This is a genomic window from Amycolatopsis sp. 2-15 (genome assembly GCF_030285625.1).
Taxonomy (GTDB): Bacteria; Actinomycetota; Actinomycetes; order Mycobacteriales; family Pseudonocardiaceae; genus Amycolatopsis; species Amycolatopsis carbonis.
In genome coordinates this window covers 9,123,943-9,140,177 of record NZ_CP127294.1, presented here as the reverse complement: position 1 = coordinate 9,140,177, position 16,235 = coordinate 9,123,943, and the positions used below count along the sequence as shown (strand labels likewise).

At 70.7% G+C, this 16,235-nt stretch carries 16 protein-coding genes; 11 read left to right on the top strand and 5 right to left on the bottom strand.

Translation table 11 applies throughout. The features are described from left to right. Positions 1–9: 9 nt before the first annotated feature. Positions 10–1,035 (top strand): SdiA-regulated/phytase-like domain-containing protein, encoded by a 1,026-nt coding sequence (locus QRX50_RS45100; RefSeq protein ID WP_285969173.1) that lies wholly within the window; start codon positions 10–12, stop codon positions 1,033–1,035. Between the two features lie 239 nt (positions 1,036–1,274). Here QRX50_RS45100 and lexA read toward each other — a convergent pair whose 3' ends face one another. Then, positions 1,275–1,991, bottom strand: a complete 717-nt coding sequence (gene lexA, locus QRX50_RS45095; protein WP_285969172.1) for a transcriptional repressor LexA — start codon at positions 1,989–1,991, stop codon at positions 1,275–1,277. A 349-nt stretch (positions 1,992–2,340) separates the two neighbouring features. Here lexA and QRX50_RS45090 point away from each other — a divergent pair, with 349 nt between their 5' ends. The 4 genes from QRX50_RS45090 (at position 2,341) to QRX50_RS45075 (ending at position 7,360) form a co-directional block, all read left to right on the top strand. Next, positions 2,341–2,856 carry a LysM peptidoglycan-binding domain-containing protein gene (locus tag QRX50_RS45090; protein ID WP_285969171.1) on the top strand — a complete coding sequence of 172 codons (516 nt, stop codon included), beginning with the start codon at positions 2,341–2,343 and terminating at the stop codon, positions 2,854–2,856. A gap of 308 nt (positions 2,857–3,164) precedes the next feature. Further along, positions 3,165–3,656 carry a transcriptional regulator NrdR gene (gene nrdR / locus QRX50_RS45085; RefSeq protein WP_220238112.1) on the top strand — a complete coding sequence of 164 codons (492 nt, stop codon included), beginning with the start codon at positions 3,165–3,167 and terminating at the stop codon, positions 3,654–3,656. Positions 3,657–3,695: 39 nt separating this feature from the next. Then, entirely contained in the window at positions 3,696–6,509 is a 2,814-nt protein-coding gene (locus tag QRX50_RS45080) for a vitamin B12-dependent ribonucleotide reductase (RefSeq protein ID WP_285969170.1), read from the top strand. A 131-nt stretch (positions 6,510–6,640) separates the two neighbouring features. Then, positions 6,641–7,360: a ferritin-like domain-containing protein gene (locus QRX50_RS45075; protein WP_285969169.1), complete on the top strand. Its 720-nt coding sequence runs from the start codon at positions 6,641–6,643 to the stop codon at positions 7,358–7,360. On the opposite strand, the gene QRX50_RS45070 is transcribed toward QRX50_RS45075, so the two are convergent. Continuing rightward, a complete protein-coding gene (locus QRX50_RS45070; RefSeq protein WP_285969168.1) occupies positions 7,332–7,958 on the bottom strand; it encodes a TetR/AcrR family transcriptional regulator in 627 nt (208 codons plus the stop codon). The two genes, QRX50_RS45075 and QRX50_RS45070, sit on opposite strands and share 29 nt — an antisense overlap. Positions 7,959–8,029: 71 nt before the next feature. Between QRX50_RS45070 and QRX50_RS45065 the strand changes: the two genes are divergently transcribed. Both QRX50_RS45065 and QRX50_RS45060 read left to right on the top strand, forming a co-directional pair. Beyond that, positions 8,030–8,287, top strand: a complete 258-nt coding sequence (locus QRX50_RS45065; protein ID WP_285969167.1) for a hypothetical protein — start codon at positions 8,030–8,032, stop codon at positions 8,285–8,287. Then, on the top strand, positions 8,284–8,409 hold the full coding sequence (locus tag QRX50_RS45060) for a hypothetical protein (protein ID WP_285969166.1): 126 nt from the start codon (positions 8,284–8,286) through the stop codon (positions 8,407–8,409). The genes QRX50_RS45065 and QRX50_RS45060 overlap by 4 nt, the downstream gene beginning before the upstream one ends. Positions 8,410–8,440: 31 nt before the next feature. On the opposite strand, the gene QRX50_RS45055 is transcribed toward QRX50_RS45060, so the two are convergent. Beyond that, the gene (locus QRX50_RS45055; RefSeq protein WP_285969165.1) at positions 8,441–10,450 is read right to left on the bottom strand and encodes a prolyl oligopeptidase family serine peptidase; all 2,010 of its coding nucleotides are present in this window, start codon (positions 10,448–10,450) and stop codon (positions 8,441–8,443) included. Positions 10,451–10,568: 118 nt separating this feature from the next. Here QRX50_RS45055 and QRX50_RS45050 point away from each other — a divergent pair, with 118 nt between their 5' ends. Continuing rightward, positions 10,569–11,561, top strand: a complete 993-nt coding sequence (locus QRX50_RS45050) for a neutral zinc metallopeptidase (protein ID WP_285969164.1) — start codon at positions 10,569–10,571, stop codon at positions 11,559–11,561. Here the strand turns inward: QRX50_RS45050 and QRX50_RS45045 are convergent. Continuing rightward, positions 11,554–12,132: a TIGR03086 family metal-binding protein gene (locus tag QRX50_RS45045; RefSeq protein WP_285969163.1), complete on the bottom strand. Its 579-nt coding sequence runs from the start codon at positions 12,130–12,132 to the stop codon at positions 11,554–11,556. The genes QRX50_RS45050 and QRX50_RS45045 overlap by 8 nt on opposite strands. A gap of 81 nt (positions 12,133–12,213) precedes the next feature. On the opposite strand from QRX50_RS45045, the gene pdxR reads away from it, so the two are divergent. The 3 genes from pdxR (at position 12,214) to QRX50_RS45030 (ending at position 14,613) form a co-directional block, all read left to right on the top strand. Continuing rightward, positions 12,214–13,638, top strand: coding sequence for a MocR-like pyridoxine biosynthesis transcription factor PdxR (gene pdxR, locus QRX50_RS45040; RefSeq protein WP_285969162.1), 1,425 nt, complete (start codon positions 12,214–12,216; stop codon positions 13,636–13,638). Continuing rightward, entirely contained in the window at positions 13,635–14,081 is a 447-nt protein-coding gene (locus QRX50_RS45035; RefSeq protein WP_285969161.1) for a hypothetical protein, read from the top strand. Before pdxR ends, QRX50_RS45035 begins: the two co-directional genes overlap by 4 nt. Before the next feature lie 100 nt (positions 14,082–14,181). Next, on the top strand, positions 14,182–14,613 hold the full coding sequence (locus QRX50_RS45030; protein ID WP_285969160.1) for a CBS domain-containing protein: 432 nt from the start codon (positions 14,182–14,184) through the stop codon (positions 14,611–14,613). Positions 14,614–14,616: 3 nt separating this feature from the next. On the opposite strand, the gene QRX50_RS45025 is transcribed toward QRX50_RS45030, so the two are convergent. Further along, complete coding sequence (locus tag QRX50_RS45025) at positions 14,617–16,155, bottom strand: DUF4139 domain-containing protein (RefSeq protein ID WP_285969159.1); 1,539 nt, start codon at positions 16,153–16,155, stop codon at positions 14,617–14,619. Positions 16,156–16,235 lie beyond the last annotated feature (80 nt).

The following is a 16,235-nucleotide window of genomic DNA, read 5'->3' as shown; positions in this document are numbered from 1 at the left end:
GGTGAGCTGGTGCGGGTCGTCCTCGCGGTGACGGCGGTTTTGCTGGTGCTGGGCGCTGTGCCCGCTGCCGCGGCGGCGCCGCCACCCGCGCCCGAACCGCTGTGCAAGGTCACCGACTCGCGGCTGGGTGAGCTCTCCGGCCTCGTCTCCGACGGCGAGCACTGGTACGCGATCAACGACGGCGGCACGAAGGTGCAGGTCTTCGTCCTCGACCACTCGTGCAAGGTGCAGAAGGTGCTCTCCGCGAGCACCGACCCGTACGACGTCGAGGACCTCGCGCGCGCGGCCGACGGCACCCTGTGGCTCTCGGACACCGGCGACAACAGCCACAAGCGCACGACCGTGGCGCTCATGGAAATGAAACCTTCGGGCGGCAGCGTGACGCTGCACCGCCTGACCTACCCCGACGGGCCGCACGACACCGAGGCCCTGCTGCTCGACCGCTCGGGCACGCCGTACCTGATCACCAAGGAAGTGCTCGGCGACGCGGCGGTCTACCGGCCGACCGGTCCGCTGGCCACGCCGGGGCCGACTGCGCTGGAGAAGGTCGGTTCGCTGACCCTCCATGACACCGACACGGTGGGCGGGCCGGTGGGCGCGTTCGGATCCGTGCTGGTCACGGGCGGTGCGACCAGCGCCGACGGCAGCGTCGTGGCCCTGCGCACCTACACCGACGCGTACCTGTACCCGGCCCCGGACGGCGACGTGCTCGAGGCGCTCAAACGCAACCCCATGCGGATCCCGCTGCCGAACGAGAAGCAGGGCGAAGCCCTCGCCTTCGAACCCGACGGCATGCTGCTGTCGGGCGGAGAGGGCGTCGGCCAGCCCATCCGCGCGGTGAAAAACGCGACGGCCCTGGTGGCGGGCGCCGCCGCACCACAGCGTCAGGCGGCCAAACCCGCCGCGTCGGGCGCGACCGGCGGCTCGGACGACTCGTCCGGTCTGCCGCTGTTGCCGGTGGTGGGCATCGCGGTGGTCGTGGTGCTGATCGGCTGGTTCCTGCTCAGCCGGCTGCGTCGCCGCCCGCGCCGCTGAGTCCTGACCGCTGAGTCCTGACCGCTGAGGTCCGCCCCGGGGAGGCAACCGGGGGCGTGGCGCGCACAGCGGGAAGACCACACCGCAAGGACCACCCAACGCAAGGACCACACAGCACACCAACGGACCCACGGCACCGTCCACACCGGACACCGGGAAGCTCCCGCCCGCGGCGCGGGGACGATCGAGGCCGGGCATCCTCGTCGCCGGCCCGCGGCCGCGTGGGTGGGTTCCCGGGTCTAGAGGCGCCGGAGGACCGCGACGACCTTGCCGAGGATGGTGGCGTCGTCGCCGGGGATCGGCTCGTACGCCTCGTTGTGCGGCATCAGCCAGACGTGGCCGTCCTTGCGCTTGAACGTCTTTACCGTCGCCTCGACGTCGATCATGGCGGCCACGATGTCGCCGTTCTCCGCGGCGGGCTGCTGGCGGACCACGACCCAGTCGCCGTCGGTGATTGCGGCGTCGACCATCGAGTCGCCGGTGACGCTGAGCAGGAAGAGCTCACCCTCGCCGACGATCTCGCGCGGCAGCGGGAACACGTCCTCGATCGCCTGCTCGGCCAGCACCGGGCCACCGGCGGCGATCCGGCCGACCAGCGGCACGTATGCCGCCTTCGGCATGGACGGCTGCTGGTCGATGTCGATGCCCATGGGGTTGTCGTCCGTGGTCGAGAGCACGCCCACGGCCCGCGGCCGGTTCGCGTCGCGGCGCAGGTATCCCTTGCGCTGCAACGCCCGCAGCTGGTGGGACACCGACGAGGTCGACGTGAGGCCCACGGCCTCGCCGATCTCGCGGACGCTCGGCGGGTAGCCGAACCGGGCCACCCAGCTGCGGATCACGTCCAGCACCTGCTGCTGTCGCACGGTCAGCGTCTCGTCCACGTCGTAGACCTCGGGCAGGGCTGTCACCTTGCCCGAGCCACCGGGCGTGGTGCCCGCCTTGCTCTCCTTCGCCACTGTGTGTCCTCTCCCCACTGGGCGTCGCCTCCCAGATGTTTCACGGTCGCCTCGCCGGCATCCCGCGTGGTGCGCGTGCGCCGGCCGGCTCCCGCGGACGCGGGTGCCCTCGCCGGCGACATCTGCCCGGCAGATGTCCTGGTCACCGACGTTAGCCCACCGAGCGTGACGATTTCAAACATCTGTTCGATCGACACGCCGTGTCCTCTCGATTTTGTCGGTGCGGGGTGGTAGACCTTCGCACGGACGTTCGATAGAACGCCTGTTCGACCTGAACCGCATTGTCGCCGGTGAGAGCACCGGACCGGGCTCGGATCGAACCGATCAGCAGGTCAGAAGGAGGTTCGCCATGTCGATTCTGGCAGACCGCGGGATCGTCCGCCCGCTCCGGCCCGTCCGGCAGGCCGCCGCCCCGGCTCGGGTTCCCTCGGGTCCCCCGATCGGTCCTACGGCACCCGTTCGCGGCACGCGCGAGCGCCGTGGCGAGCCGCTGCGGCCGCCGACGCGCGCCCGGGTGATCGCGGGGCGCCGCATCGCACCGGCCACGTGCGCCGAGCCACGCCGGCCCGCGGTGCGGTGGCCGTGGCTCGCCGCGATCGCCGTCGCCGCCTGCCTGGTGGTCACCGTTCTGGGTGTTTTCGGATCCGGCGCGCCGGCTGGCGCGGTGCCCGAGCGCACGGCGTCGGTGTCCGTGCAGCAGGGCGACACGCTGACCGAGATCGCCGCCCGGTTCGCGCCCGACTCGGACCAGTCCGCCGTGGTCGAGCGCATCAAACAGCTCAACCACCTCGACGACGCCGTCCTCGTGCCCGGTCTGCCGCTCACCGTGCCGGTCGCGTCGGAGGTGGCCGGGTTCGGTTCGTGACCCTCGGGATGCGCTCGATCGCACCACGGATCGGTGCCTTCTTCACCCGCTTGTGTCGCTTGCGTGGGCCGTCCGGGCAATCTATGGTCAACCCCTACATCTGGTAGTTACACTGCTGTAGTTGGTCCACAGGTAGGGGTACACTGGAGACCAGTTGTCCACAGCTGGGCGGTGTTCACCCACCGGTTGTCCACAAATCGATCACCAGGCGCGGGTCCGTGCGGGGTGATCGTGGTCCAGGCCGTAGCGTGGCGGCAGGGGCCGGCGTGGATGGACTCGGCCGGCGCGGAGGGGAAGGTGATCGGCGGATGAGGTGCCCGTTCTGCCGGCATGCGGACTCTCGGGTCGTCGACTCCCGAGAGGTGGATGAAGGTCAGGCGATCCGGCGGCGGCGCTCGTGCGCACAGTGCGGCCGGCGCTTCACCACGTCGGAGACGATGGTGCTCGCCGTCGTCAAGCGGTCCGGCGTCACCGAGCAGTTCAGCCGGGACAAGGTCGTCAACGGCGTGCGGCGGGCCTGTCAGGGCCGGCCGGTCGACGACGACGCGCTGCAGAAGCTCGCGCAGCGCGTCGAGGAGTCGATCCGCTCCGCCGGTCTGGCGGAGATCCCGAGCCACGAGGTCGGCCTGGCCATCCTCGGTCCCTTGCGGGAGCTCGACGGGGTCGCCTACCTCCGGTTCGCCAGCGTCTACCGCTCGTTCTCCTCGGTCGAGGACTTCGAGAAGGAGATCGCCGACCTGCGGGAAGCCATGGCGGGTACTGCCGCGGAAGAAGGAAGCGAGCGCGCCGGAGACGACTGAGTGTCGCCTGCGCCGCGCGGGAGCGAGGGACGAGACCCGATGACCGAAACCGTGGGAACCGGCGCGGCGGCCGCCGGCCGGAGCAAGAAGAAGGCCAGCAGCGGGCTGGCCGTCAAGCGGGTCTTCACGACCGAAGGCGTGCACCCGTACGACGAGGTCGCGTGGGAGCAGCGCGATGTCGTGATGACCAACTGGCGTGACGGCAGCGTGAACTTCGAGCAGCGGGGCGTCGAGTTCCCCGGGTTCTGGTCGGTGAACGCCACCAACATCGTCACCAGCAAGTACTTCCGCGGCGCCGTCGGCTCCCCGCAGCGCGAGAGCAGCCTCAAGCAGCTCATCGACCGCGTGGTGAAGACGTACGTGAAGGCCGCCGCGGACCACGGTTACTTCGCCGGCGCGGGCGACCTGGAGATCTTCGAGCACGAGCTCACCTGGATGCTGCTGCACCAGGTCTTCAGCTTCAACTCCCCGGTCTGGTTCAACGTCGGCACGTCCTCGAAGCAGCAGGTCTCGGCGTGCTTCATCCTGTCGGTCGACGACACGATGGAGTCGATCCTGAACTGGTACCGCGAGGAGGGCCTGATCTTCAAGGGCGGCTCCGGCGCGGGCCTCAACCTCTCCCGCATCCGCTCCTCGAAGGAGCTGCTCAGCTCCGGCGGCACGGCGTCCGGCCCGGTCTCGTTCATGCGGGGCGCCGACGCGTCCGCGGGCACCATCAAGTCCGGCGGCGCCACGCGGCGCGCGGCGAAGATGGTCGTGCTCGACGTCGACCACCCCGACATCGAGGAGTTCATCCAGACCAAGGCGCGCGAAGAGGAGAAGATCAAGGTCCTGCGCGACGCCGGGTTCGACATGGACCTCTCCGGCGCGGACATCGCCTCGGTGCAGTACCAGAACGCCAACAACTCCGTGCGCGTGTCCGACGAGTTCATGCAGGCCGTGGAGAACGGCACGGAGTTCGGCCTGCGCGCCCGCCTCACCGGCGAGGTCATCGAGCGCACCGACGCGAAGAAGCTGTTCCGCACCATGGCGCAGGCCGCGTGGGAGTGCGCCGACCCGGGCGTGCAGTACGACGGCACGATCAACGACTGGCACACCTGCCCGGAGTCCGGTCGCATCAGCGCGTCGAACCCGTGCAGCGAGTACATGCACCTCGACAACTCCAGCTGCAACCTCGCGTCGCTGAACCTGCTGAAGTTCGTGGCCGACGACGGCACGTTCGACGCGCCGTTGTTCGCGAAGGCCGTGGAGTTCGTGATCACGGCGATGGACATCTCCATCTGCTTCGCCGATTTCCCGACCGAGCCGATCGCCGACACCACGCGCAAGTTCCGCCAGCTGGGCATCGGCTACGCCAACCTGGGCGCGCTGCTGATGGCGCTGGGGCACGCGTACGACTCGGAAGGCGGCCGCGCGCTCGCCGGCGCGATCACGTCGCTGATGACCGGCGTGTCGTACCGGCGTTCGGCGGAGATGGCGAAGGTCGTCGGCGCGTACGAGGGCTACGCGCGCAACGCCGAGGCGCACCAGCGCGTGATGCGCAAGCACGCCGCGGCCAACGAGCTGGTCCGCACGTACCACTCCAACGACGCGGCCGTCCGCGCGCTGGCCACCGAGGAGTGGCAGCGCGGCATCGAGCTCGGCACGCGCCACGGCTGGCGCAACGCGCAGGCCTCGGTGCTCGCGCCGACCGGCACCATCGGCTTCATGATGGACTGCGACACCACGGGCATCGAGCCGGACTTCTCGCTGGTGAAGTTCAAGAAGCTCGTCGGCGGCGGGTCGATGCAGATCGTGAACCAGACCGTGCCGCGCGCACTGCAGGTGCTGGGTTACCAGGACGAGCAGGTGGAGGCGATCGTCGAGTACGTGGCGCAGCACGGCCACGTCGTCGACGCGCCGGGCCTGCGTCCGGAGCACTACGACGTGTTCGACTGCGCGGTGGGCGAGCGCTCCATCGCGCCGATGGGCCACGTGCGGATGATGGCCGCGGTGCAGCCGTTCCTGTCGGGCGCGATCTCGAAGACGGTGAACATGCCGGAGACGGCGACCGTCGAAGAGGTCGAGGAGATCTACTTCCAGGGCTGGAAGCTGGGCCTCAAGGCGCTGGCGATCTACCGCGACAACTGCAAGGTCGGCCAGCCGCTGTCCACGGCGAAGAAGAAGGAAGCCGAGCCGGAGCCGGAGAAGGTCGTGGAGTACCGCCCGGTGCGCCGCCGCCTGCCGAAGAAGCGCCCGAGCCAGACGGTGTCCTTCACCGTCGGCGGCGCCGAGGGCTACCTCCACGCGGGCTCCTACCCGGACGACGGCCTCGGCGAGATCTTCGTCAAGCTCGGCAAGCAGGGCTCGACGCTGGCGGGCGTGATGGACGCCTTCTCGATGTCCATCTCCGTCGGCCTGCAGCACGGCATCCCGCTCGAGTTCTACGTCTCGAAGTTCTCCAACCTGCGCTTCGAGCCGGCCGGCATGACGGACGACCCGGACATTCGCATCGCCACCAGCGTGATGGACTACCTGTTCCGCCGCCTGGCCCTCGACTACCTGCCGTACGAGAAGCGCTCGCAACTCGGCATCTTCACCGCCGACGAACGCTCCGCTGAAGTGGAAGCCAACTACGGCGGCATGGACCTCGAGGCCCTGCGCACCAGCGTGGACTCCTCCCCGGCGTCGGCTCCTTCGGCCCCCACGCCGGAACCGTCCACCCCGGACGCCCACTCCACGGCCGAACTGATGGAACTCCACCTCGGCAAAGCGGCCGACGCACCTCTGTGCATGACGTGCGGCACGAAGATGCGGCCTGCGGGGTCGTGTTACGCGTGTGAAGGGTGTGGGGCTACGTCGGGTTGTAGCTGACCGTTCTGAAGTGGTGAAGCGGGGAGCCGGGTTTCCGGCTCCCCGCTTTGCTTTGCGGGTGCCGGATTTCCGCACAAGATCTCCACACGTCCTCCTGCTGGGGACCACATCGGTGCGAAAGCATCGGGCGCGTGGAGTGGCTCACGGAGTTCAGGCAGGAAGCACGACGGCGCGCTGTGCGCCCCGAGCCCGAATGGGCAAGGGGTGCACGGCTGGATCCCGCCGTGATCAGGAGCGTGCAGCGGTTCCAAGTGGGGGAGTCCGGCGACGGGGCCAACCTGATCGACAAGGCGGACCCTCGGTTTCGTGAAGCGGTGGAGTTGTTCGTCGCCGAGGAGCAGAACCACGCGCGGTTGCTGGCGGAGCTCCTCAAAGCCGCTGGGAGCGCGACGATCACCAAGCACTGGTCGGACAGTGTGTTCGTGTGGTTGAGGCGGGCGTTGGGGCTGAGGCTGGAATTGATGGTGCTGCTGATCGCCGAGGTTGTGGCGCTGAGTTATTACAAGGCGCTGCGCGACGGCACCGGCGACCCGCTCACGAGGGAAGTCGCGGCGAGGATTCTGGCGGATGAGGAGCGGCATGTGCCGTTCCACTGTGCTCAGCTGAAAGACGCTTTTCCTGGTGTGAAGGGAAAACTCGCCGCCGGTGGGTGGCGGGTGGTGATGGCGGGGGCGTTGGCGGCGGTGCTGTTCGATCACGGGCGGGCGTTGCGCACCCTGGGAGTCACGCGCCTGAGGTTCGCGGCCGAGGTGCTGGGCAGGTTCGAAGAAGTGGTCGTTGATGTCCACGGTGGACGGACGTCTCCGGTCGCGACGAGGCCGTTCACGCGCCGGCCGCGGGCCTTGCACTGATCCCCAGCGAGGCGAGGTGCGCCCGCAGGACGTCGCGGCAGACCTGGGGTGTGGTGGCCTCCGGCTGGAGAGCCGAGCGGAACGTGAGCCCGTCCAGCAGAGCGGCCAGGCGTTCGGCTTCCAGGTCGGCCCCGGCGGCCGGCAAAGACAGCGCCGAGACGATGCGGCGGGCCAAAGCCAGCGTGCCGTGCAGGGCTTCGTGGGCCAGGGCGGTCAAATCGGTGTCCACGCGGGCCGCGACGAGGAATTCGACCAGCACCGTGGCTTCGGCGCGGCGGGGGGCGTCGAGGGGGAGCAGCTCGGCGAGGAAGTCCGTCAGTTGTGCGGCCGCCTCGTCGGGCGTCAGCTCCGAAAGCGGCCGCAGCGAGCCGCGGCGGCGCTCCAGGCGGGCGGTGACACGGTCGATCGTTGAGCGCATGGCGAAGCGCATGAGGTCGCGCTGGCCGTCGAAGTAGTGGCGGACGGAGCCGATGTTCAGGCCGGACTCCGCGGCCACCGAGCGCAGCGACACGGCGGGCAGGCCGTCGCGCGCGGCGAGGCGCAGGACGGCGTCCGCGATGTCCGCGCGGCGTTGTTCTCCGTCGATGACCTTGGGCACTGGACCTTTCTATCACACCTGTGATACCAATGTTTATGTCACAGTCGTGATAGAAAACGAGGTGGGAGACGATGGAGACGGTGCTCGACCTGCTGCTGATCCGGTTCGGCCTGATCGCGGCCGGGCTGGTGGTGCTCGGCCTGGTGTTGTTCGCGGTGGTGGTATCGCTGCGGCGCCGCGGAAAGGGCCACCACGTCACGACGGCCGCGCGGTTCGCCACGCGCGTGCTGGACGAGCGAGACACCAGGCGAGGAACCAGGCGGGGGACCCGGCCCGGCCTCGGGAGCCGCGTGGCCCGGGAAGCGCTCGACCGGTTCGAAGACCGGTGAACGGCGACGAGCTGCTGCACCACCTGCTGCTGGACCTGCTGGTCAAGGGCCTGATCGGCCTCGGCGCGGTGGTGGCGCTGGTGATCGGCGCCGTCGTGATCTGGCGCAAGGCGGGGAGGTGAAGGGGGCGCCGGTCAAGGCGCCCCCACCACGTCAGGACAGCCGCGACCACAGGAACTCGAACACCAGCGCCCACTTGAACGCCAGCTGCGCGTTGTCCGCCGCGCCGCCGTGACCGCCCTCGATGTTCTCGTAGTAGCGCACGTCGTGGCCCTGTTCGAGCATCCGCGCCATCATCTTGCGGGCGTGGCCCGGGTGCACGCGGTCGTCCCGGGTGGACGTGGCGAACAGGGTCGGCGGATATGTCCGTCCCTTGTGGACGTTGTGGTACGGCGAGTACTTCGCGATGTACTCCCACTCCTCGGGCACGTCCGGGTCGCCCCACTCGGCCATCCACGACGCGCCCGCCAGCAGCAGGTGGTAGCGCTTCATGTCGAGCAGCGGCACCTGGCTCACGACGGCGCCGAACAGCTCCGGGCACCGCGTGAGCATCACGCCCATCAGCAGCCCGCCGTTGCTGCCGCCGAGGATGCCGAGCCGCGCGGCCGTGGTGATGCTGCGGGTGACGAGGTCGCGAGCGACAGCGGAGAAGTCCTCGTACACCTTGTACCGGTTTTCCTTCACGGCCTGCGCGTGCCACTCCGGCCCGTACTCGCCGCCGCCGCGGATGTTCGCGACCACGTACGTGCCGCCGCGCGCGACCCAGCCGCGGCCGATCACGCCGCTGTACGCGGGCGTCAGCGACACCTCGAAGCCGCCGTAGCCGTTGAGCAGCGTCGGGCCGTCCTGCGCGCCGGGCGGGCGCACCACGAAGTACGGGATCTTGGTGCCGTCCTCCGAAGTCGCGAAGTACTGCGCGACCTCGATCCCGGCCGCGTCGAAGAACCCCGGCGCCTGCTTGAGCACCTCGACCTCGGCGCCCACCTCGCCCCGGCTCAGGGTCGAGGGCTGCAGGTAGCTCGACGAGTCCACGAGGTACTCGTCGCTCTCGTCCGGGTCGGTGCCCACGATGTCCGCGCTGCCGAACTCCGGCGCGCCGCCCAGCGGTGCCTCCGTCCAGCCGGCGGGGCCGGGCGTGAGCGCGACCAGCTCCGTCTTCACGTCACGCAGCTTCGCGAGCAGCATGTGGTTGCGGGTGAACGTGTAGTACTCCAGCGAGGTGTGCGCGTCCGGCGTGAACAGCGCGGTGAACTCCCGCTCACCCGCCAGGAACGCGTCGAACCCGATCACGAGCAACGCACCGGCCGGGTGTTCGGTGCCGCCGACGGTCCACGGGGTGCGCGGCTGCACGTAGAGCCACTCGCGCTCCACCGACAGCTCCACGTCGTCGGGCAGGTCGAGCTTCTCCATTCCGGCCGGCGTCCGCAGGAACACCTCGGTGCGGTAGAAGTCGATCGAGCGGTGCACGAAGTCGCGCTCGAACCCTTCGGTCGGGTCGTGGAACGCGACCACGGCGACGTCGTCGGGCTTGCCTTCGAACACCTGCTCCGCCGATTCGAGCGGTGTGCCGCGGCGCCATTCCTTCGTCAGCCGCGGGTAGCCGGAGGTGGTGAGCGTGTCCGGCCCGAAATCGGTGCCGACGTACACGCGGTCGTCGTCGATCCAGCCGACGCGGTTCTTCGCCTCGGGCAGGTTGTAACCGCCGTCGACGAACTCGTGCGCGTCCAGGTCGAACTCGCGCACCACCGTCGCGTCGGCGCCGCCGCGCGAGAGCTGCACGAGCCCCAGCCGGTGGCCGGGCCGCAGCACCGCGGCGCCCTTCCACACCCAGTTCTCGTCCTCGGCCTCGGCCAGCGCGTCGACGTCGAGCAGCACCTCCCAGTCGGGCTCGGCTTTGCGGTACTCCTCGAGGGTGGTGCGCCGCCACAGCCCACGCGGGTGTTCGGCGTCCTGCCAGAAGTTGTAGAGCTTCGGCCCCCGGCGCGTCACATAGGGGATGCGCCCGCCGGCATCGAGCACTTCGCGGATCTCGTCCCGCAGCGCGGCGAAGCGTTCGCCGGACGTGAGCACGTCCAGCGTCTCGGCGTTGCGCGTGCGGACCCAGTCCAGTGCCTCGTCGCCGGTCACGTCTTCCAGCCACAGGTACGGATCTTCGACACTCATGGCCCCAGTCTCGCCGCCGGGCGGGGGTTCCGGCCACCCGTCCGGCGTTCCCGTTTCGTGATCCCGCCCGGCCGGGTGCTCCGTATGCTGGAGCGCGCTGGTGACAGGGGGAGCGCACTTGAGCGAAAACGCGGGCGGGGTGCCGCCGAGGGAGCCGGCCGGGCCGCCGCCACCGCCGCCGATGGCGGCCCGGCCACCCGCCGTGAATCCGTGGGCACCGGTTTCGTACGGTCCGCCGCCGCGCCGCCGTAACGGCGGGGTCGTCGGCGGAGTCATCGCGCTCGTGGTCCTGGTCGCGACGGCCGGGGTCATGGCCGTGGTCCCGCACGAGCTGTCCGGTCACGCGATCGCCGTGCCGAACTCCGTGCACCGCTCCGACGCGTCGCCGGGCGACGGAGCCAGTTCCAGCCCCCACGCGGTGCCCGCGCTGGAGACCAACCCCATCCTGGCGAACGGCGTCAAGCTCGGCGCGGTGTCGTGCGAGCTGCCGCAGCTGGGGGACACCGGGCCCGAGCTGTCGGCGTTCTACGAGGCGCTCACCGACTGCCTGGAGCAGGCGTGGCACCCGGCGCTCGACCGCGCGGACGAGCCGAGCGTGAAGGTCGCCGTGTCCGTGACGCTGCCGAAGGTGAGCGCGTGTGGCGCGGCGCCGTCGAAGGACCAGGCCGTGGCCTACTACTGCGGCGGCGACACCACGATCTACGCCCCCACCGACTGGATGCTCTCGGACGCCGGGCAGAACCGCTCGCGCCACCTCGCGACCATCGCCCACGAGTACGGCCACCACGTGCAGAGCGAGAGCGGCATCCTGACCGCGGCGGCCGACCGCATGAGCTCGCCGGACCAGGACAGCCCCGCCGACCTGGCGCTGGTGCGGCGCATCGAGCTGCAGGCCAACTGTTTCGGCGCGCTGTTCATCGCCGCCGCGGAGGGACGCGGCTCGATCAGCCGCGCCACGGCCAACGCGGCTGTGGCCGACTACGGCCGCGCCGACGACAGCGACGACCACGGCAGCCGCGCCCACCAGCTGTCCTGGGCGAAAGCCGGCTTCACGGGCCAGAACACGGCCTCGTGCAACACGTGGTCGGCGCCGGCCGACGAGGTCAGCTGAGCTGCCAGCCCGGGTCGCGGCCCAGCAGCGCGATCAGCCGGTCGAGCTCGGCGGCGCCCTCGGGCACCTCGACCAAAGCGCCGAACGCGCCGCTCACCGCGCGTTCGGCCGGGTCGGTGGGCACCATGGCGGCGAAGCCGAGCGCGGCCGTCACCGCTTCCGGCACGGGCTCGTAGGCCACGCCGAAGGTCTTCGCGAGGTCCCAGCCGTGCACGACGGTGTCGACGAGGTGCATGGCCGCGGCGATCTCGGCGGCGAACGGGCCGATCTCGTGGATCTTCACCTGGCGGCGCAGGGCGCCCTCTTCGCCGTATGCGGTGAGGAAGTCGTCGACCGAAGCGGCGTAGGAGGCGTACGCGTCCTCGCCGAGGCGGCCGGCGTCCCAATCGGCCGCTTCGCCGCGGCGCAGGGCTTCGGCGAAGGCGTGGTTTTCACTGACCTGGTGGCGCAGCAGGTCGGCCAGCGTCCAGCCGGCGCAGGGGGTGGGCCGGGAAAGGTCCTGGTCAGTGGTCCCGGCCACGATTTTGTCGAGGCCGAGCAGAGACTGGCGGTCGAGTTCGAACGTGGTCATACCCGGACGCTAACCGCCTCAGCGGACCAGCTGAAGGTCCAAAACCAGCCGAACTCCGGTGGACCAATCTAGGCTGGTGACGTGGACCTGCACATCGACCTGACCGGCCGTCGAGGCCACCGCGACGAGATCTACCGCCAGATCCGCGAGGCCGTGCTCGACGGCCGGATCCGCGACGGTGACGCCCTGCCGCCCACGCGCGAGCTGGCCCAGCGGCTCACCGTCTCGCGCACCACCGTCAGCGCGGCCTACGAACGCCTCGCTGCCGAGGGGTTCCTCAACGCCCGCCCCGGCGCGGGCACGTTCGTCCGGTCGGGTGCCGCGCCGTGGCCCGCCGAGCCGGCGGCCGAGCCGTCCGAGGACGCGGTGCGCCCGCGTCCGGAGTGGACGGCGGTGCCGGCCCCGCCGCGCTCCTTCGGGCCCGTGGCGGAGTACGACTTCCGCAGCGGGGTGCCCGACGTGCGGCTGTTCCCGTTCGACACCTGGCGCCGCCTGATGACGCAGCGGCTGCGCGCGTCGCAGGCCGATCTGCTCATGTACGGCGCGCCGCAGGGCGATCCGCGGCTGCGCGAGGGGCTCGCGCGCCACCTCGGGGTCTCGCGCAACGTCCGCGTGCGGCCGGAGGACATCGTTGTCACGACGGGAGTCCAGCAGACCGTGGACCTCGTCGCGCGGGTCCTGCTGCGGGCAGGTGACCTCGTGGCCGTGGAGGATCCCGGGTATCCGCCGCCGCGGCTGCTGCTCAGCACCCTGGGCATGCGCGTCGCGGGCGTGCCGGTGGACGACGAGGGGATCGTCGTCGAGGCGATCCCGGCCGGCACGCGGGTTGTGTACGTGACGCCTTCACACCAGTGTCCGCTCGGCGTCGCGATGTCGCTGGCGCGGCGGCAGGAACTGCTCGACTGGGCCGAGCGCACGGGCGCGGTGATCATCGAGGACGACTACGACAGCGAGTTCCGCTACACCGGGCGGCCGCTGGAACCGTTGCACAGCCTGGATTCCCGCGGCCGCGTGGTGTACGTGGGGTCGATGTCGAAGGTGCTCTCGCCGGCGTTGCGGGTGGGGTTCCTCGCCGCGCCGCCGTCGCTCGTGGGCGCGCTCGCGAAGGCGAAGTACCTCGCCGACTGGCACACGCCCGCGCTCGAACAGGCCGTGCTGGCCGACTTCATCGACGAAGGCGGCTTCGCGCGCCACATCCGGCGGATGCGCAAGATCTACCGCGAACGCCACGACCTGCTCGTCGACGGTCTGCGCAGCGAGTTCGGCGATGTGCTCGACCCCGTCCCCGCGGCCGCCGGGCTGCACCTGGGCGCTTCGGCCGACCGCGATCTGCGCCTGGTGGCTCGCACCGCGCGCGACGCCGGCGTCCGCCTGTTGTCCCTTGGCGACTTCTCGATGACCCGGACCTGCCACGGATTGCTGTTCGGCTACGGTGCGATCGCGGCCGAGGCCATCGAACCGGGACTGGCCCGGCTGCGCCGCGTGTTCGACGAGGGAGTGCGATGACCGACGACGTGATGGTGGCGATCGACGCGGGCCTGCGCAAGCACATCGCGGGCGACCGCGCGGGGGCGCGCGATACGTTCCTCGCGCTGTGGCAGGAGATCGGCGAGGACGGCGACCCGCTGCACCGCTGCGCGCTGGCCCACCACCTCGCCGACGTCTGCGACGAGCCGGCCGAGGAGCTCGAGTGGGACCTTCGGGCGCTGGCTGCCGCGGATTCCCTCACCGACGAACGCGCGCAGCAGTACCACTCGACGCTCGCCGTGCGCGGCTTCTACCCGTCGCTGCACCTCAACCTCGGTGAGGACTACCGCAAGCTCGGCGACCTCGACGCCGCGCGCCGGCATCTCGCGTCGGCCCGGGAAAAGCTCGACGCGCTGGGCGAGGACGACTACGCCGCCGGCATCCGTGCCGCGCTGGAAGGCCTGGCCGAACGGCTGGGGTGAGCGCTCCATACCACGGGTGAACGCGGCTCGCCGGACTTTCGCACTCGGCACCCGGGCCCTAACCTGGTGTGACCCAACTCGACGAGGAGAGGGGAACACCATGCGGATCGCGGATCTGCTCCGGACCAAAGGCGCTGCGGTCGCCACAGTGGCTCCGGGGACCACGGTGACCGAACTGCTCGCCGGGCTCGCCCGCCACAACGTCGGTGCCATGGTGGTGGTGACACCCGAAGGCGCCATCGCGGGGATCGTTTCCGAACGCGACGTCGTGCGCCGGCTCAACGATCACGGCCCCACGGTCCTCGACGGTCCCGTCGCGGACATCATGACGAAGATGGTGGCCAGCGCCGGGCCCGACGACTCGGTCGACGAGCTGAGCGTGCTGATGACCGAACGCCGGATCCGGCACGTGCCTGTGCTCGAAGACGGCCGCCTCGTCGGCATCATCAGCATCGGCGACGTGGTGAAGTCCCGGATCGAGCAGCTCGAACAGAGCCAGGAGCAACTCGAGGCCTATATCGCGCAGGGCTGAGCGTCATTCCCGCCAGCCGCTGAGTTCCACCCCCTTGGCGACGTCCACGCGGTAGGCGAGCGTGACCGTCCCGGTCGCGCCGGGCGCGAGTGTGAGCCGCCACGTGAACTCGCCGAGGTCGGTGGTTTCCACCGGGTCCGGCGTCGCGCGCACGTCTCGCACCGTAATGGCTTCGTCGCGGGAGACGGGCGCCTGGTCGAGCACCGTGACCACGGCTTCGCGCGGGCTGTGGTTGGTCACCGTGGTGCGGTACTCCGCTTCCCGGCGGCGCTGGCCGGACAGCGTGGCCTTGCTCGCCGTGCGCCGCACGAGATCACGTTCCACGCGGATGCGGTCGTCCACTCCGAGGGCCAGCTCGAGCTCTTCGCCCGGGGCCCACAGGTCGAGCCGGGTGGTGCCGACGAACTCGGTGTCGTGGAAGACGGACGCGCGTCCGGCGCGCAGCGTGTGCTCGCCGCTGTTCACCACGGTCGCGCGCAGGTAGGCCTCCGTCGCTTGCACGGGCGCGGTCACGTAGCCGAGCTCGGCCGTCAGATCGAGCTGCGCCAGCGTGGTCCGGTGGCCCTGCGAGCCCGACGGGATCGCGACCGGGCGCGACGGCCGGTAGGTGACCGCGGTGGTGCTCTGCTCGGCCTCGGCGAACACCGGGGCCATGCGGCGCAGCGAAACGGCCTTCTCCCGCACGGCGCCGCCGGGCGCGGCCGCGGCGAACGCGGCCATCGGCCGGGCCGGCGGGGCGGGCTGCACGCGGTCGAGAAACCACGGGTCGAGCTCCGGCACGACCACGGTGCTCGCCGGCCGGGCCGTGGACAGGGCGAGCTCGCACTCCGGCCAGTCTTCGCCGGTGTGCTGGCTGACCAGGCCGAAGGAGGTCACGGTGACGTCCGTGTCGCGCACGCGCACGTCGTAACCCGGCTCCCAGCTGGCGCCGGGGACCACATAGGACAGTTCGACTTCGATCTCTCCCGCGTCTTCCTGCGGTTCGAGGCCGACGGTGACGCTGGCACTGTCCTGTTCGGACTGCGCGCTGTGGTTCGCGATCCGGCGCTCCAGAGCCGCGAGGTCTTCGCGCATCCGCTCGAGGCGTTCGGTGAGCGCCCGGCGGGTGCGCAATGCGGCGGCGAGCTGGCCGCCGAGCGCCTCGGTGACCTCCTCGACGCGAGTCGGGCCCGCCACGCCTGACGCCAGCGCCTTGGCGAAGCTCGCCCCGCTGCGCTTCGCCACGCCCGTGAGCAACTCGACCTTCGCTGCTTCGGCTGCTTCGTCGTCCGCGACGGCGTCGATCGCGGCCTGGTGGTTGCGGCGCTGCTCGACGAGCGCGTTGAGCGCGGGGTCGGCGGGGCCCGCGTGCTGCTCGTAACCGACGTCGACGCCGGTGATCAGCGCGGCGCCGGTTCCCGTGACGCGCACCGATTCCGCGTCGAGCGCCAGCGGCAGGCCGGTGATCCGCACGCGGGTGCCCGCGGCCAGGTTCGCCCGGCCGCGTCGGGTGATCCGCGCGTGCTGCGGGTAGACGGTCACGGCGACGATCGGAGCATCCATGACCCCGACGTTAGTCGGTTGACGGCGGCCGCGGTTGCCGGAAGTGTCGGGGTGATCGCCCGCTTCGTCCGGCTTGGGGG

Bases quoted from the DNA above. Each gene is read 5' to 3' on its own strand.
- QRX50_RS45090 (WP_285969171.1), top strand. From the start codon at position 2,341: ATGTCGATTCTGGCAGACCGCGGGATCGTCCGCCCGCTCCGGCCCGTC.
- nrdR (WP_220238112.1), top strand. From the start codon at position 3,165: ATGAGGTGCCCGTTCTGCCGGCATGCGGACTCTCGGGTCGTCGACTCC.
- QRX50_RS45080 (WP_285969170.1), top strand. From the start codon at position 3,696: ATGACCGAAACCGTGGGAACCGGCGCGGCGGCCGCCGGCCGGAGCAAG.
- QRX50_RS45065 (WP_285969167.1), top strand. From the start codon at position 8,030: ATGGAGACGGTGCTCGACCTGCTGCTGATCCGGTTCGGCCTGATCGCG.
- QRX50_RS45055 (WP_285969165.1), bottom strand. From the start codon at position 10,450: ATGAGTGTCGAAGATCCGTACCTGTGGCTGGAAGACGTGACCGGCGAC.
- QRX50_RS45045 (WP_285969163.1), bottom strand. From the start codon at position 12,132: ATGACCACGTTCGAACTCGACCGCCAGTCTCTGCTCGGCCTCGACAAA.
- QRX50_RS45035 (WP_285969161.1), top strand. From the start codon at position 13,635: ATGACCGACGACGTGATGGTGGCGATCGACGCGGGCCTGCGCAAGCAC.
- QRX50_RS45030 (WP_285969160.1), top strand. From the start codon at position 14,182: ATGCGGATCGCGGATCTGCTCCGGACCAAAGGCGCTGCGGTCGCCACA.
- QRX50_RS45025 (WP_285969159.1), bottom strand. From the start codon at position 16,155: ATGGATGCTCCGATCGTCGCCGTGACCGTCTACCCGCAGCACGCGCGG.